The sequence below is a fragment of the Dysosmobacter sp. Marseille-Q4140 genome (assembly GCA_018228705.1).
GTDB lineage: Bacteria > Bacillota > Clostridia > Oscillospirales > Oscillospiraceae > Oscillibacter.
In genome coordinates this window covers 1,961,738-1,977,041 of record CP073694.1, presented here as the reverse complement: position 1 = coordinate 1,977,041, position 15,304 = coordinate 1,961,738, and the positions used below count along the sequence as shown (strand labels likewise).

At 65.4% G+C, this 15,304-nt stretch carries 14 protein-coding genes; 11 read left to right on the top strand and 3 right to left on the bottom strand.

Going from position 1 to position 15,304, the window contains the following annotated elements; all coding sequences use genetic code 11:
* The first annotated feature begins 217 nt into the window (after positions 1-217).
* From KFE19_09900 to KFE19_09865, 8 genes are all read left to right on the top strand, one after another.
* Positions 218-1,249: an ABC transporter ATP-binding protein gene (locus KFE19_09900; GenBank protein ID QUO36744.1), complete on the top strand. Its 1,032-nt coding sequence runs from the start codon at positions 218-220 to the stop codon at positions 1,247-1,249.
* On the top strand, positions 1,233-2,099 hold the full coding sequence (locus KFE19_09895) for an ABC transporter permease subunit (protein ID QUO36743.1): 867 nt from the start codon (positions 1,233-1,235) through the stop codon (positions 2,097-2,099). The genes KFE19_09900 and KFE19_09895 overlap by 17 nt, the downstream gene beginning before the upstream one ends.
* A 14-nt stretch (positions 2,100-2,113) precedes the next feature.
* Entirely contained in the window at positions 2,114-3,532 is a 1,419-nt protein-coding gene (locus KFE19_09890; GenBank protein ID QUO36742.1) for a Gldg family protein, read from the top strand.
* Positions 3,533-3,604: 72 nt separating this feature from the next.
* The gene (locus KFE19_09885; protein ID QUO36741.1) at positions 3,605-4,672 is read left to right on the top strand and encodes a DUF4340 domain-containing protein; all 1,068 of its coding nucleotides are present in this window, start codon (positions 3,605-3,607) and stop codon (positions 4,670-4,672) included.
* A 214-nt stretch (positions 4,673-4,886) separates the two neighbouring features.
* A complete protein-coding gene (locus tag KFE19_09880) occupies positions 4,887-5,570 on the top strand; it encodes a response regulator transcription factor (protein QUO36740.1) in 684 nt (227 codons plus the stop codon).
* Positions 5,571-5,631: 61 nt separating this feature from the next.
* Positions 5,632-6,867: a HAMP domain-containing histidine kinase gene (locus KFE19_09875; GenBank protein ID QUO36739.1), complete on the top strand. Its 1,236-nt coding sequence runs from the start codon at positions 5,632-5,634 to the stop codon at positions 6,865-6,867.
* Between the two features lie 147 nt (positions 6,868-7,014).
* Positions 7,015-7,722 carry a response regulator transcription factor gene (locus KFE19_09870; GenBank protein QUO36738.1) on the top strand — a complete coding sequence of 236 codons (708 nt, stop codon included), beginning with the start codon at positions 7,015-7,017 and terminating at the stop codon, positions 7,720-7,722.
* Positions 7,691-10,027, top strand: coding sequence for a HAMP domain-containing histidine kinase (locus KFE19_09865; protein QUO36737.1), 2,337 nt, complete (start codon positions 7,691-7,693; stop codon positions 10,025-10,027). The genes KFE19_09870 and KFE19_09865 overlap by 32 nt, the downstream gene beginning before the upstream one ends.
* A 54-nt stretch (positions 10,028-10,081) precedes the next feature.
* On the opposite strand, the gene KFE19_09860 is transcribed toward KFE19_09865, so the two are convergent.
* Complete coding sequence (locus tag KFE19_09860; protein ID QUO36736.1) at positions 10,082-10,510, bottom strand: PaaI family thioesterase; 429 nt, start codon at positions 10,508-10,510, stop codon at positions 10,082-10,084.
* Between the two features lie 209 nt (positions 10,511-10,719).
* On the opposite strand from KFE19_09860, the gene KFE19_09855 reads away from it, so the two are divergent.
* The 3 genes from KFE19_09855 (at position 10,720) to cadA (ending at position 13,392) form a co-directional block, all read left to right on the top strand.
* Positions 10,720-11,082: a helix-turn-helix transcriptional regulator gene (locus tag KFE19_09855; GenBank protein ID QUO36735.1), complete on the top strand. Its 363-nt coding sequence runs from the start codon at positions 10,720-10,722 to the stop codon at positions 11,080-11,082.
* Positions 11,083-11,129: 47 nt separating this feature from the next.
* Positions 11,130-11,348 carry a cation transporter gene (locus KFE19_09850; GenBank protein QUO36734.1) on the top strand — a complete coding sequence of 73 codons (219 nt, stop codon included), beginning with the start codon at positions 11,130-11,132 and terminating at the stop codon, positions 11,346-11,348.
* 82 nt (positions 11,349-11,430) lie between these two features.
* On the top strand, positions 11,431-13,392 hold the full coding sequence (cadA, locus tag KFE19_09845; GenBank protein QUO36733.1) for a cadmium-translocating P-type ATPase: 1,962 nt from the start codon (positions 11,431-11,433) through the stop codon (positions 13,390-13,392).
* Positions 13,393-13,488: 96 nt separating this feature from the next.
* On the opposite strand, the gene KFE19_09840 is transcribed toward cadA, so the two are convergent.
* Positions 13,489-14,823: an MATE family efflux transporter gene (locus KFE19_09840; protein ID QUO36732.1), complete on the bottom strand. Its 1,335-nt coding sequence runs from the start codon at positions 14,821-14,823 to the stop codon at positions 13,489-13,491.
* Positions 14,813-15,247: a MarR family transcriptional regulator gene (locus KFE19_09835; protein ID QUO36731.1), complete on the bottom strand. Its 435-nt coding sequence runs from the start codon at positions 15,245-15,247 to the stop codon at positions 14,813-14,815. Before KFE19_09835 ends, KFE19_09840 begins: the two co-directional genes overlap by 11 nt.
* Between the last annotated feature and the right edge of the window lie 57 nt (positions 15,248-15,304).

The window sequence follows — 15,304 nt, the reverse complement described above, 5'->3', positions numbered from 1 at the left end:
TTTGCGCATTTATTATATAGGAGGCCCGCTTTCTTTGCAAGAAAATCTCGCTGGAAATTCCCAGAAAAGAGGAACTTTTCACGCTTTCTTGCCGCCGGACCGAAAAGGTCCGGTTTTTTGTCCCCTCTTTCAGTTCGGTTTCAGATTTCCGGTCTATACTGCCCAGCGTTGACGGGAGGGGCCCCTGTGCGCCCGCTCCCAAAAGGAGGTTTGCTTTGTGATCGAGGTCAAAAACCTGGTGAAGCGGTACGGCGACCACTACGCGGTGGATCACCTGAGCTTCACGGTGGAGGACGGCCACGTCTTTGGCTTCCTGGGGCCCAACGGCGCCGGAAAGTCCACCACCATGAATATCATGACCGGATACCTGGCCGCCACGGAGGGTCAGGTGCTCATCGACGGCCACGATATTCTCGACGAGCCCGAGGCCGCCAAGGCCCGGATCGGGTATCTGCCGGAGATCCCGCCCCTGTACGGGGACATGACGGCGAAGGAGTACCTGTGCTTTTGCGGGCGGCTCAAGCGCATCCCCAAGGGCGAGCTGGAGGACCAGCTCCAGCGGGTGCTGACCCTGACCCATCTGGAGGACATGGCGGATCGTCTGATCCGCAACCTCTCCAAGGGCTACCGCCAGCGGGTGGGGCTTGGGCAGGCCATTCTGGGCTTCCCGGGCACCATCATCCTGGATGAGCCCACCGTGGGCCTGGACCCCAAGCAGGTGGTGGAGATCCGGGACCTGATCCGCCAGCTGGCAAAGGACCACACGGTGATCCTCAGCTCCCACATCCTCTCGGAGATCCGGGCGGTGTGCGACCAGGTGCTCATCATCCGCAAGGGCAAGCTGGTGGCCTGCGACACCCCGGAGGCCCTGGAGGGCAAGCTCTCCGCCGGCGGGGCCCTGGAGCTGGAGGTCCGGGCGGACGCGGACCAGGCGGCGGCGGTGCTGGAGACGGTGCCCGGCATCACCGGCTGCGCCGTGCTCAGCCGTGTGGGCGACACCGCCCGGCTGTCGGTGTCCTGGGACCGGGACGTGCGGGAGGCGGTGTTCTACGCCCTGGCCGACGCCCAGTATCCCATCCTGGAGATGCGGCCCCGGACCGCCTCCCTGGAGGAGGCCTTCCTGGACCTGACCGACGAGGACGACGCCGTGGCGGCCAGGGCCGCGGCGGCGCTGTCCGGCGCCGCCGCGCAGCCCGCGCCGGAGGACGCGGAGACGAGAGAGGAGGCAGACCATGACGGCAATTTATAAGCGGGAGGTTGCCTCCTACTTCAACTCCATGACCGGGTGGCTGTTCACGGCGGTGCTGACGGTGTTCATCGGCATCTACTTCTTTGTATACAACCTGTTCAACGGCTACCCCTATTTTTCCATGTCCCTGAGCTATACGCTGTTTGTGTTCATGGTGGTGGTCCCCATCCTCACCATGCGGTCCATGGCGGAGGAGCGCCGCAGCAGGACCGACCAGCTGCTGCTGACGGCGCCGGTCAGCGTCACCGGCGTGGTGATGGGCAAGTACCTGGCCATGCTGACGGTGTTCGCCCTGCCCACGGCCATCGCGTGCCTGTGCCCCCTGATCATCGCCCTCAACGGCTCGTCCTTCCTGCTGGCGGACTACGGCACCATCCTGGCCTTCTTCCTGCTGGGCGCCGTAGAGATCGCCGTGGGTCTGCTGGTCTCCGCCCTGACGGAGAGCCAGCTGATCGCCGCCGTGGGCACCTTCGGCATCTTGCTGGTGCTGTACCTGTGGGACGGCCTGGTCAGCTTCCTGCCCACCAGCGCCTCCGGGTCCCTGCTGGGCCTGCTGGCGGCGCTGATCCTGGTGTGCTTTTTGCTCAACGCCCTGTCCGACAACTGGAAGATCACCGCCGGCACCCTGGCGGTGGGCGCGGCGGTCATCGCCGGGTTCTACATCAAGGACTCCTCCGCCTTCGCCGGCCTGCTGCCGGACGTGCTGGGCAAGTTCTCCCTGATCACGGCCTTTGACAGCTTCGCCTCCGACCACGTCTTTGACCTGCGGGGCGTGCTGCTGTATCTGTCCCTGTGCGCGCTGCTGGTGTTTCTGACCGTTCAGGTGGTCCAGAAGCGCCGCTGGAATTGAGGGAGGTGACGGCAATGGAACGGAAAAACTGGAAAACCGCCCTGCGACTGGCCGCGGGCCGTCACGCCTCCCGCCGGGGGGCCTTCGCCGCGGGGCTCATGGCCCTGGCCGTGGCCGCGGCGGTGGTGTTCAACCTGCTGGCGGCGCAGCTGCCGGAGAGCTGGGCCCAATGGGACTTGACGAACAGCGGCATCTATGATATCACCGATACGTCGGTGGAATACCTCGCCGCCCTGGATCAGGACGTGGAGATCCACATTCTGTCCGATCAGGACAGCGTGGACAGCCGCATCGTCCGCTTCCTGGACAAGTACGCCGCGCTCAGCGACCGCCTGAGCGTGGAGTACATCGACCCGGTTGTCTACCCCTCGGTGCTGAGCACCTACGGCGTGGACGCCGGCACGGTGGTGGTCACCTGCGCCGCCACCGGCCAGCAGGAGTCCTTCGCCATCGACGACATCATCGGCTACGACCTGATGACCTACTACTATTACGGCACCAAGAGCGAGACGGACTTCGACGCCGAGGGCCTGCTGACCTCCGCCGTGGACGCGGTGGTGTCCGAGGCGTCCCGGACGGTCTACGAGACCACCGGCCACGACGAGACCGCCCTGCCCCTCAGCGTGACGGAGCGGCTGGACAAGGCCCACGTGGCGGTCTCCTCCGTGAACCTGCTGACCGGCGGCGGCATCCCCGCCGACTGCGACCTGCTGCTCATCAACGCCCCCACCCGGGACCTGGCCGACGACGAGCTGGGCATGGTGCTGGAGTACCTCTCCACCGGCGGCCAGGTGGTCTACACCATGGCCGGCCAGCTGGAGGACCTGCCCAACTTCGAGGCCATGTGCGCCGCCTACGGCATGACCGTGGCCGACGGCCTCATCGCCGACGCCGGGCGCTACTATCAGAACATCCCCTACCTGTTCTTCCCCCTGGTGGACACCTCCGTGGACGCCGCCTCCGCCCTGACCAGCGACTCCATGGTGCTGATGTACAACGCCCGGGGCGTGACGCTGACGGATCCGGAGCGGGACACCATCACCGTCCAGTCCTTCCTGACCACCTCGGAAAACGGCTTCGCCATCCTGGACGCCGACCACCAGACCCAGGGCACCTACGCCGTGGGCGCCGTGGCCACCGAGGAGATCGACGACGGCCTCTTCACCCGGCTGACCGTGTTCGGCTCCGCCTCCCTCACCGATGAATCCATCACCTCCAGCTTCACCAACCTGGACAACACCGACTTGTTCGTCTCCGCCGTGCTGGCGGGCTTTGACGACATCTCCGCCATCTCCATCGAGCCGGTGAGCCTGTCCGTTCCCATGAACACCGTCACCACCGCCGGCATCTGGGGGCTGCTGTTCATCCTGGTGATCCCGGCGGCGCTGCTGATCTGCGGCTTCCTCCGCTGGATGCGCCGCCGCAAGCTGTAAGGACCCCCGGCGGGGTCCCACGGAAATCCCGCGCGGGCCCCGCCCGCCGCTGCAACAAAGGAGAATACGCCCATGAACCGATCCCAGAAAAAGACCCTGCTGACCCTGGTCGTCGTGGTGGCGGCGCTGGCCGCCGTGCTGCTGATCGTCCGCACCCTGAAGGACCGCAGCGCCCGCCAGGCCGAGGAGGAAGCCGCCGCGGCGGAGGCCGCCGGCGTTATCACGGAGGAGGCGGCCTACTCCGCCCTCAGCTATGACAACGGCACCACCGCGCTGTCCTTCGCCCTGGACGAGAACGGGAACTGGACCTGGGCCGACGACCCGGAGTTCCCCCTGGACGACTCCACCGTCACCGCCATCGTGGACCTGCTGACCGCCCTCAAGCCCCAGCAGACCATCACCGACGGCGACACCCTGGAGGCCTACGGCCTGGACGATCCCTTCGCCACCCTCACCGCCACCACCCCGGAGGGGGAGACATTGACCCTCGCCCTGGGCAACGCCACCACCGACGGCACCAGCTACTACATGCTCATGAACGGGCAGGAGAGCCCCGTCTACATCATTGCGGACACCCTGTACACCTACATGTCCAAGGCCATCTACGACATGTGCGCCCTGCCGGAGCTGCCCCTGCTGACCGAGGAGCGGATCCTCTCCGTGACCCTCTCCGGCACTGAGACCGTGACCCTGACGCCGGACCAGGACGAGGACGCCGACGGCAACGTCACCGTCACCTGGAAATCCGGCGGGGAGGACGTGACCGACGCCGCCGCGGACCTGATCGGCGAGCTGGAGGCCCTGAGCATCACCAAGTGCGTGGACTACAAGCCCACCGACGAGGCGGTGAGCATCTGCGGCTTTGACGAGCCGGTCACCGTCACCATGACCTACCTCACCGACAGCGGCACGGAGCAGACCCTGACGCTGGCCTTCGGCACGGAGAACCTGGACGGCGACGGCCGCTACGTCCGCGTGGACGACGACACCACCATCTACCAGATGGATCTGGACAGCGTGGACGCCCTGTTTGCCGCCGCCCAGAACGGCCTGACGGCGGCGGACGCCGCCCAGAACGGCCTGACGGCGGCGGACGCCGCCGCGGAGACCGCCGATGCGGCGGACGACACCGCGGCGTGACCTTGCCAGGCCGTCCGGCCCATGGTACAATCAGGGGGAGCCGAAGGCTCCCCCTGATCTGTCAAAAAGAATTTTGACAGATCAGGTAGCTTTCAAAGCGTTTTCAACGTTTTGAAAGCTCTTTATTGAAATTGTGCAGGAAACCCTTCCTGGGTTTCCCGCACACACTCTTCCTTCCCGTTTATGGGTATTTTCCGGAATGGAGGCATGGTGCATGCGGGTACTGGTCATAGAGGATGAGGTACGGCTTGCGGAGACCCTGCGGGATCTGCTGGAGATGGACGGCTATGCCGTGGATGTGTGCCACGACGGCGAGACGGGCCTGGACAACGCCCTCAGCGCCATCTACGATGTGATCCTGCTGGACGTGATGCTGCCCAAGCTGGACGGGTTCACGGTGCTGCGGCGGCTGCGCGCCGCCGGGGACGCCACGCCGGTGCTGATGCTGACGGCCCGGTCCGAGGTCTCTGACAAGGTCCAGGGCCTGGACTGCGGCGCCGACTACTATCTCACCAAGCCCTTCGAGCCCCGGGAGCTGCTGGCCTGCGTCCGGGCTCTGATCCGGCGGCAGCCGGAGCTGCGCACCGGTACCGAGGGCCTCACCTGCGCCGACCTGCGGCTGGACCGGAGCACCTTTTCCCTGTCCTGCGCCGAGCGGAGCGTGCGCCTGAGCCGCAAGGAGTTCGACATGATGGAGCTGCTGATGCTCAACCAGAAGCAGGTGCTCACCAAGGAGACGCTGCTGCTGAAGATCTGGGGCTACGAGTCCGACGCCGAGGACAACAACGTGGAGGTCTACATCTCCTTCCTGCGGCGCAAGCTGGAGCATCTGCACTCCGCCGTGAAGATCCGCACCATCCGCATGGTGGGCTACTGCCTGGAGGCGCCGGAAACCTGACCCGGCCGGCCAAATTTCCACTTTTCCACATTTTTTTCGACAAAAAGGGGGTGTTCTGCCCATGATCCGTAAATTGCAGGTAAAATTTGTGGCCATGTGCATGGTCATGGTGACGGCGGTGCTGGCGGTGGTGTTCTTCTCCGCCTACGCCTCCGCCCAGCAGAACATCCAGATCATCAGCCGGGAGGTGCTCCAGCGGGTGCTGCGGGAGAGCGCCTCCAACGCCCTGTCCCGGCCGGATATCGGGCTGGACCTGGGGGACCGGGTGGTCCAGCTGCCCTACTTCACCGTGGAGGTATGGCAGCGCAGCAGCGGCATGTACAGCGCCTATGTCACCGGCGGTACCTACGCCAATCTGGAGGACACGGAGGAGCTGACCGCCATCATCACCGACTGCCTCTCCCAGGACCGGACGGAGGGCACCGTCGACAGCTACAACCTGCGTTATCTCCGCCAGGACAACGGACTGTATCAGAAGCTGGCCTTTGTGGACATGTCTATGGAGCAGGCCACCCTGCGGGAGATGATGGGCTCCTACTTCCAGATCGGCGCGGCGTCGCTGCTGCTGCTTCTGGGCGTGTCCATCCTCCTGGCCCGCTGGGCCACCCGGCCGGTGGAGCGGGCCTGGCGCCAGCAGCGCCAGTTCCTCTCCGACGCCTCCCATGAGCTGAAAACGCCTCTGACGGTGATCCTCTCCAACGCGGAGATGCTCCAGTCGGCGGACCTGCCCGACCGGCCCGCCCGGTGGAGCGACAACATCCGCTCCGAGGCCGGGCGCATGAAATCCCTGGTGGAGGAGATGCTGACACTGGCCCGTGCGGACAACGCCGTCCGCACGGCGGTGATGGAGACGGTGTCCCTCACCGACGTGGCGGCGGACTGCGCACTGTCCTTCGAGCCGGTGGCCTTTGAGGCGGGCAAGCCCCTGCGGGAGGACCTGGCCGGGGACGTGACGGTGCTGGGAGACCGGGAGAAGCTGCGGCAGGTGATCGCCATTTTGCTGGACAATGCCGTCAAGTACGGCGCCGCCGGCGGCATCATCACCCTGACGCTGCGAAAAACCGACCGGCAGGCCCGGCTGACCGTGGCCAACCCCGGCGCGCCCATCCCCCCGGAGCAGCTGAGCCGCCTGTTTGAGCGGTTCTACCGGGCGGACGATTCCCGGGGGGAGCAGTCGGGCTTCGGCCTGGGGCTGCCCATCGCCGCCGCCATCGCCGCCGAGCACAGGGGCACCCTGAAGGCCGAGAGCGACGCATCCTCCACCCGCTTCATCCTGACGCTGCCGCTGAAAAAATGAAGCTGCCGGAAAAGGGGCGCGGCCCCTTTTCCGGCCGTATCGGGGACCGGAAGGCCCCCGTTTTTTGTAAGAAATCCGTAAGAGATTTCCCCACACCGCTGTAAGAATTGTGTGGGACACTGACCTTGGCTCAAGGAGGGACGCGACATGAACGAATGGATTCTGGTGGTGGACGACGACGCCGAGATCGCCGGGGCCATCGCCATCACCCTGGAGCGGGAGGGCTACCGGTGTCTGAAGGCCGCCGACGGCCTCGCCGCCGTGGACCTGGCGCTGACGAAGCCGGTGGACCTTATTTTGCTGGACATGATGATGCCGAAGCTGGACGGCCTCACCGCCCTGCTGCGGATCCGGGAGAAGCGGAACCTGCCGGTGATCGTCCTGTCCGCCAAGAGCGAGGACTCCGACAAGATCCTGGGGCTTTCCATGGGGGCCGACGACTACGTCACCAAGCCCTTCAACCCCCAGGAGCTGGCGGCCCGCGTCCGCAGTCAGCTGCGCCGGTACACCCAGCTGGGGGACATCCACGCCCGCTCCCGGGCGGGGGTGCTGGTCAACGGCCGCCTGGCCTACGACCCGGAGAGCCGCCAGCTCACCGCCGACGGCGAGCCGGTGCGCCTCACCGCCACGGAGACGAAGATCGTGGAGCTGCTGATGAATCACCCCGGACGGGTGTTCCCGGCAGAGGAGATCTACCGCCGGGTGTGGGGGGAGGAGACGGCCTACGCCTGCGAGAACACGGTGATGGTCCACATCCGGCGCATCCGGGAGAAGGTGGAGCTGAACCCCAGCGAGCCAGATTACATCAAGGTGGTGTGGGGAATTGGATACAAAATGGAACGGCATGGAGCATGACCCCGGCGAGGAGCTGGAGTACTACGTGGCCGCCCGGGTGGACGAGGCGATAAACGGGGCGGAGGAGGCCCCCGGGGTCCTTCGGGTGGAGCCGAAAAAGCACCCCCGGATCCGGGCCTGGACCGGCGTGGCCGCCCTGCTGCTGGGCTTCGCCCTGACGGCGGGGAGCCTGCTCTCCGGCCTGGGGCAGTGGGTCACCGGCAGCGATCTGGAGTGGTGGAAGGACGACTGGCAGGAGACCCGGGCCTTTGCCTCCGAGGTCAGCGGCTATGTCCGGGACTTTCTGACCCTGGGGGCCGGGGGAACGCTCACGTGGTACGACACGGTGCTGGAAGGCGATTCCGGATGGACCTCCGGCGGCTGGTACTCGGACACCGCCTCCGACAGCGCCATGGCCTCGGAGGAGTCCGGACACACGGCGCCGGACGCGGCCTATCAGGCGGACAAGAACGTGCTCTACTGCATCCGCAAAAACAACCGCGTCCTTTACCGCAACACCAGCCGAGCTCTGGCCGATACCTCGGACATCCCGGAGGGATACAACTTCCTGCTGATCTTCAAGGACGGCAAGGCCCAGGCCTGGAAGGACGGGAAGGAGGTGGACCTCTACGGCAGCGGCATCTACACCGAGGACCGGAGCTGGTATCTGCCCGGCTACGAAAACTTCACCGCCGGAGAGGGCGTGGAGGGCGTGGAGGTCCGCATGGCGGTCCGGAAGACCCCCATCCGCTACCTCCAGGGCCAGTACGACAGCGGCTACATCTCCCGCAGCAGCCCCATGTACGGCCTGTATGAGGAGCTGCGCGGCTTCTACACCTTCTATCTCAGGGCCGCCCTGGCCCTGGCAGCGGGACTGGGCCTGCTGTCTCTGGCCTGTTTTCTCCGGAAGGACCGGAGGCGGGCGGAGGCGGCCATCGCCGCCAAGACCGTGTACGTGTGGACGGAGCTGCGGTTCCTGGCGGTGGCAGCGTGCCTGCTGTCGCTGCTCTTCGGCTATACCGATCAGGGCGTTCCCTTCTGGCTGCTGTTCCATATCCTCACCAATATCAGGGGTCTCTCCTGGGCCATTGTGACACAGGAGTATCTCCCCATCGGCGTCTGGATGCTTCTGGAAAACCTGCCCCTTTTGCTGCTTTTGTGCCTGCTTCTGTGGCTGATCCGGATAGACCACCGCTATCATTCCAAGGAGCAGCGGCGGAGCTGGCTGCGGAGCCTCCGCCGCCTCCTGCGGGACCGCTCGCTCCGCCTGCCGGTGCAGCAACGGCTGCGGCGGTGGGCATTGGCCCTGCCGGCGGCCATGGTGGGCGGCACCGCGGCGGCCGCCGTGCTGCTGGTGATCGGCATGGAGCTCTACTGGTGGAACCTGTACTTCGCCTGGGTGCTGCTGACGGTGCTGGGCTTCCTCCTGGTGCTGGCGCTGTGCATCCTCTCCTCCCGGCACCAGCTGTCCCTGGCCCGGGATCTGGGGCGTCTGGCGGATCAGGCGGCGGCCATCCGGGCCGGAAACCTGGACGCCGCGGCGGAATTGCCCGCGGACACGGACCTGCACCAGATCGCGGAGGACCTCAGCCACATTCAGTCCGGCCTCCAGCAGGCCCTGGCGGACCGGACCCGCAGCGAGCGGATGAAGGTGGAGCTGATTGCAAACGTCTCCCACGACCTGAAAACGCCCCTGACCTCCATCCTCTCCTACGCGGAGCTGCTGCGGCAGGAGCCCCTGGAGGGGACCGCGGCGGACTACGCCCGGATCATCGACGAGAAGGCCCAGCGCCTCAAGGCCATGGTCCAGGACGTGTTCGAGGTCAGCAAGGCCGCCTCCGATCAGCTGCCGGTGGATCTGGAGCGGCTGGACCTGGGAAAGCTCCTGCGCCAGACCCTGGCGGACATGGCGGACCCCATCGAACAAAGCGGCCTGACCGTGCGCACGGACCTGCCGGAGGGGGAGGTTCCCATCGTGGCCGACGGCAAGCGGCTCTACCGGGTGTTCCAGAACCTGATCCAGAACGCCTTGCAGTACTCGCTCCCCGGCAGCCGGGTCTACCTCCAGCTGACGGCGGGGGAGGGAAGGGCGGAGGCCAGGGTCCGCAACACCTCCAGCCGGGAGCTGCCGGAGGGCGTGGACTTCACCGCCCGGTTCGTCCGGGGGGACGAGAGCCGCACCGACGGCGGCAGCGGCCTGGGCCTCTCCATCGCCCGCAGCTTCACCGAGGCCTGCGGCGGGGAGCTGACCGTGGAGACCGTGGCGGACCTGTTTACCGTCCGGGTGTCCTTCCCCCTGGCGCCGGACGCCCCGGCGAAGCGCTGAATACGCATAAGAACGCCCCCGCGCCTGTCGGCGCGGGGGCGTTTTCCGCAAGGCTTATTCTTTTGGGGCCTTCTGGTCCATCAGGGCCTTGTCCACGCAGAAGAAGGTGAACTCCCCGGTGGCCAGGAGCTTGCCGTCCTCGCCGGTGATATCCACCGCCGTCAGCACCGTGGACTTTCCCCGGTGGCGGACCCAGGCCGTGGCCCGGACAGTACCGCTGGCCTGGTTGCGCAGGAAGTGCAGGGCGCTGGTCTGGGTGACATAGTAACGGCCGTCGGTGTGGGCGGCGGTGCCGGTGGCATTGTCCGCCATGGTATAGATGGCGCCGCCGTGGACCATACCGTAGGGGTTGCGGCTCTCCGGCCGGATGTCCAGCCGGAACACCGCCCGGTCCGGCTCCACGGACTCCAGCTCGATGTGGTTGTGCAGCATGAAGGCGTTTTTCTGCAAACGCTGCCGGGTGTTCTGCTCCAGTTCGCTCATGAATCGCTCTCCTTATCTGTGGCCGGAACGGACCGGCAAAGTCAACATGGGATTTATTTTACAAGAATACAGGGGATTGTCAACCAGTTTTCCCGGAAAAACGCCCCGGCAGCGGGAGGGCAAAAAATTTTTTCCAGAGGGGTTGACATTTTATTTTTCCTTTATATAATGAACATATGAACAGATATTCATATGAAAGGAGGCGGACCATGGAGGACCGCTACAATGTGGAGTGCTGTGACTTTATCCACGCCCACGAGGCGATCGTGGAAAAGGTCCGGGACAAGATCCCGGGGGAGGACACCCTGTACGACCTGACGGAGCTGTTCCGCATCTTTGCCGACTCCACCCGCATCCGCATCCTGTACGTGCTGCTGGAGTCGGAGATGTGCGTGTGCGACATCGCCGCTCTGCTGGGCATGACCCAGTCCGCCATCTCCCATCAGCTGCGGGCTCTGAAAAACGCCCGGCTGGTGAAGTCCCGGCGGGAGGGCAAGACCGTGTTCTACTCCCTGACCGACGACCACGTGAAAACCATCATCGACCAGGGCCTGGAGCACGTCAGCGAGTAATTCCGGATCGTTATATTCCTATTTTATTATACTGGGAGGACTGCATCATGAAAAAGCGTTTCAACCTCACCGACCTGGACTGCGCCAACTGCGCCGCCAAAATGGAGACCGCCATCAAGAAGATCGACGGCGTCCATGACGCCACCGTCAGCTTCATGACCCAGAAAATGACCATCGACGCCGAGGACGACCGCTTCGACGCCATCATGAAGGAAGTCGTGGCCGTGTGCAAAAAGGTGGAGCCGGACTGCGTCATCAACCTGTGAGCCCGAGGCCGCCGTTTCCGGCGGCCTTTTTCCCGCTGTTTTTCCACAATCTCTCCCTCTCTTTGGAAAAGGAGGCTCTGTTATGAGCAAACTCTCCCGCAAGCAGAAAAAGATGCTGCGGCGGATCGTTGTCTCCGCCGTTCTTCTGGTCCTTTTGAAGCTGCTGCCCCCCATCCCCATCCCGGCGGCGCTGTCTCTCCTGGCGGACCACAGTATCAACGGGGAGGGGGGACCCTTCCTGTCCCTGTGGCCCCTGTACCTGATCCCCTACGCCGTCATCGGCTGGGACGTGCTGTGGAAGGCCGTGCGGAACATCGCCCACGGCCAGGTCTTTGACGAGAACTTCCTCATGGCCCTGGCCACGGTGGGCGCCTTCTTCACCGGCGAGTACGCCGAGGCGGTGTTCGTGATGCTCTTCTACCAGGTGGGCGAGCTGTTCCAGGACTACGCCGTGGGCCGGTCCCGGGCCTCCATCGCCGCCCTCATGGATATCCGGCCGGACATCGCCAATCTGGAGCAGGCCGACGGCTCCACGGAGGAGGTGGACCCGGAGGACGTGGCCGTGGGCGACACCGTGGTGGTCAAGCCCGGCGAGCGGGTGCCCCTGGACGGCGTGGTCCTCACCGGCAGCTCCTCCCTGGATACCGCCGCCCTCACCGGCGAGTCCGTGCCCCGGGACGTGGGGCCCGGCGAGGCCGTCATCAGCGGGTGCGTGAACCTCAGCGGCGTGCTGCGCTTTCGGGTCACCAGGCCCTGCGGGGAGTCCACGGTCTCCAAGATCCTGGATCTGGTGGAAAACGCCAGCGAGAAGAAGTCCTCCAGCGAGGCCTTCATCACCCGCTTCGCCCGGTACTACACCCCCTGCGTGGTGATCGCAGCGGCGGCGCTGTTCCTGCTGCCCACGCTGGCCCTGGCCCTGGTTCCGGCGGCGTCCCTGCCGGGCTTCCTGGCGGGCACCGACTGGAGCGGCTGGCTCCACCGGGCGCTGATCTTCCTGGTGATCTCCTGCCCCTGCGCCCTGGTGATCTCCGTGCCGCTGAGCTTCTTCGGCGGCATCGGCGGCGCCAGCAAATGCGGCATCCTGGTCAAGGGCGGCAACTATCTGGAGGCCCTGGCCAAAACGGACACCGTGGTCTTTGACAAGACCGGCACCCTGACCCGGGGCGTGTTCACCGTCACTGCCATCCACCCGGCGGAGGGCTTCACCGAGGCGGAGGTCCTGGAGCGGGCCGCCCTGGCGGAGCACTGGTCCGACCACCCCATCTCCTTGTCCCTGAGGGCCGCCTACGGCCTGCCCATCGACGTGTCCCGGGTCCGGGACGTGGAGGAGATCGCCGGCCACGGCGTCCGGGCCATGGTGGACGGCGGGGAGGTCTGCGTGGGCAACGCCCGGCTCATGGAGCGTCAGAACGTGGTCTGGCGGGACTGCCACCTGCCCGGCACCATCATCCATGTCACGGTGGAGGGCCGCTACGCCGGTCACATCGTGATCGCGGACCTTCCCAAGGAGGACGCCAAGGCCGCCATCGCGGACCTGAAGGCCGCCGGGGTGCGGCGGACCGTCATGCTGACCGGCGACGTGGAGGCCGTGGCTGCTTCGGTGGCAAAGGACCTGGGCGTGGACGACTACCGCGCCCAGCTGCTGCCCGCCGACAAGGTGGACTATGTGGAGTCCCTGCTGGAGAAGCGGGACCGGACCGGGGCCCTGGCCTTCGTGGGCGACGGCATCAACGACGCGCCGGTGCTGACCCGGGCGGACATCGGCATCGCCATGGGCGCCCTGGGCTCCGACGCCGCCATCGAGGCCGCGGACATCGTGCTGATGGACGACAAGCCCTCCAAGATTGCCCTGGCCATGCGGATCTCCCGCAAGACGCTGCGGATCGTCCGGCAGAACATCGTCTTTGCCCTGGGGGTCAAGGGACTGGTGCTGGTGCTGGGCGCCTTCGGCTGCGCCACCATGTGGGCGGCGGTGTTCGCCGACGTGGGCGTGGCCTTCCTGGCGATCCTCAACGCCATGCGCTGCCTGCGGGTGAACGCCTGACCGGGCATCTGCCATGCAGCCCTTCCCCGGAGGCGCCGCCTCATCATCGCGATCAAAGAGCCCCCGGAGGGTGGACCTCCGGAGGCTCTTTTTCTCTCACGCATACTGATATTTCTTTCTGCCCCACAGCAAAAACACCGCCGATACCAGAAGGCCCAGGACCTCCGCCGCAGGGACCGCCAGCCAGATGCCCGTCCGCCCCAGCAGCTGCGGCATGATCAGCAGCATGCCCACCAAAAACACAAAGGTGCGGGCAAAGGAGATCACGGCGGAGACCAGCCCGTTGGAAAAGGCGGTGAACAGGGAAGAGGCAAAAATACTGACGCCCATAACCAAAAAGCTCGCCGCATACAGGGGAAACCCCTCCATGGTGATCTCATACACAGGGGTGCCGGGATCCGTAAACAGGATCAGACTGGGCCCGATCAGGAGCCTTGCCAGCAGATAGGCCCCCAGAGAACACGCCAGGATCACACACAGACAGATCCGGACGATCCGGCGCAGCTGGCCGGTATCCTCCGCGCCGTACTTATAGCTGATCACCGGCGCCACACCCATGGAAAAGCCGAAAAACACCGCGGTGAACACAAACTGGAAATACATGGCGATGGTGATGGACGCCACGCCGTCCTCTCCCCAAAAGCGGAGAAAGATGATATTGAACAAAAAGGTGGTCAGGGCATTGGCGATGTTGCTGACCATCTCCGAAGAGCCGTTGCCGCAGGTGTGCAGCAGCATCGCCCACCGGGGACGGAAGGAGACGAACCACAGGGCACTGTCCCGGGGGCGGAGGAAATAGTACAGTCCCGCCGCGGCGGGGATACAATAGCCCACGCCCGTGGCCACGGCCGCCCCGGCCACCCCCATCTCCAGGGGGCCCATGAACCAGTAGTCCAGCACCATGTTGGAAACCCCGCCCAGCACCGTGGTGCCCAGACCCAGCCCGGGTTTTCCCGCCGTCACAAAGAGGACCTGAAACACCGTCTGCAAAAACAGCGCCGGCGCGAACCACAGCAGGATTCTGGTATAGGTCTCCGCGTAGGGCAGCTGCAAAGCGCTGGTGCCCAGCGCCTCCAGGATCGGCTCCAAAAGGGCGTTCCCCGCCAGGGCAAACACGCCGCCGGCCGCCGCGGCCACAGTCACCACGCAGGAAAAGTCCCGCCGGGCCAGCTCGGCCTCTCCCGCTCCCATCTCCCGGGCGATGACGGCGCTGGCGCCGGTACCCAGCATGATCCCCAGCGCCAGCTCCAGGCTGTTGAGAGGATAGGACATATTCACCGCGGACAGCGCCAGCGTCCCCACCAGACGGGAGATGAACATTCCGTCCACAATGGTGTACAGGGACAAAAAGATCATCATGACCACATTGGCCGCGGAAAACCGCAGCAGGGAGGCGGCGGTGAAGCGCCGGGACAGGGCGTTACGCTCCATGGGATACCTCTGCGGAAAAGGCCTCGGTAAAGGCCCGGTTGGCCGCCACCATCTCCCGGAACCGCGCCTCGCCCATGGCCTTTACGGCCCGTTCCTCCGTCTCGTACAGCTCCCGCAGTCCCTCCGCCGCGAACGCCTTCCCGGCGGGAGTGAAAAAGACCAGCTTTTCCTTCTGATCCCGTCCGGCGCGCAGCTCCACATATCCGCTCCGCTCCAGTTCCTTCACCACGGTGTTCACCGTCTGCTTGGGGATCATCCAGTTTTCCGCGATCTGCTTCTGGGTGCAGCCCTGGTCCTGATCCAGCGCGTACAGGGTCATGGCCGTGTGATAGCTCAGCCCCTGCCGGCGGGCCAGGGCGGCGTACAGCTCATCCTGACGGCACAGGCAGGCGCACAGCTCTTTCATCTCTTGCCTGATGTTCATTCCGCTCCTCCTTGGTCCGAAATCGGACTATCTACGCAGGCTATTATAGTACGAAAT

Bases quoted from the DNA above. Each gene is read 5' to 3' on its own strand.
- KFE19_09840 (QUO36732.1), bottom strand. From the start codon at position 14,823: ATGGAGCGTAACGCCCTGTCCCGGCGCTTCACCGCCGCCTCCCTGCTG.
- KFE19_09895 (QUO36743.1), top strand. From the start codon at position 1,233: ATGACGGCAATTTATAAGCGGGAGGTTGCCTCCTACTTCAACTCCATG.
- cadA (QUO36733.1), top strand. From the start codon at position 11,431: ATGAGCAAACTCTCCCGCAAGCAGAAAAAGATGCTGCGGCGGATCGTT.
- KFE19_09870 (QUO36738.1), top strand. From the start codon at position 7,015: ATGAACGAATGGATTCTGGTGGTGGACGACGACGCCGAGATCGCCGGG.
- KFE19_09850 (QUO36734.1), top strand. From the start codon at position 11,130: ATGAAAAAGCGTTTCAACCTCACCGACCTGGACTGCGCCAACTGCGCC.
- KFE19_09835 (QUO36731.1), bottom strand. From the start codon at position 15,247: ATGAACATCAGGCAAGAGATGAAAGAGCTGTGCGCCTGCCTGTGCCGT.
- KFE19_09890 (QUO36742.1), top strand. From the start codon at position 2,114: ATGGAACGGAAAAACTGGAAAACCGCCCTGCGACTGGCCGCGGGCCGT.
- KFE19_09885 (QUO36741.1), top strand. From the start codon at position 3,605: ATGAACCGATCCCAGAAAAAGACCCTGCTGACCCTGGTCGTCGTGGTG.
- KFE19_09875 (QUO36739.1), top strand. From the start codon at position 5,632: ATGATCCGTAAATTGCAGGTAAAATTTGTGGCCATGTGCATGGTCATG.
- KFE19_09855 (QUO36735.1), top strand. From the start codon at position 10,720: ATGGAGGACCGCTACAATGTGGAGTGCTGTGACTTTATCCACGCCCAC.
- KFE19_09860 (QUO36736.1), bottom strand. From the start codon at position 10,510: ATGAGCGAACTGGAGCAGAACACCCGGCAGCGTTTGCAGAAAAACGCC.
- KFE19_09880 (QUO36740.1), top strand. From the start codon at position 4,887: ATGCGGGTACTGGTCATAGAGGATGAGGTACGGCTTGCGGAGACCCTG.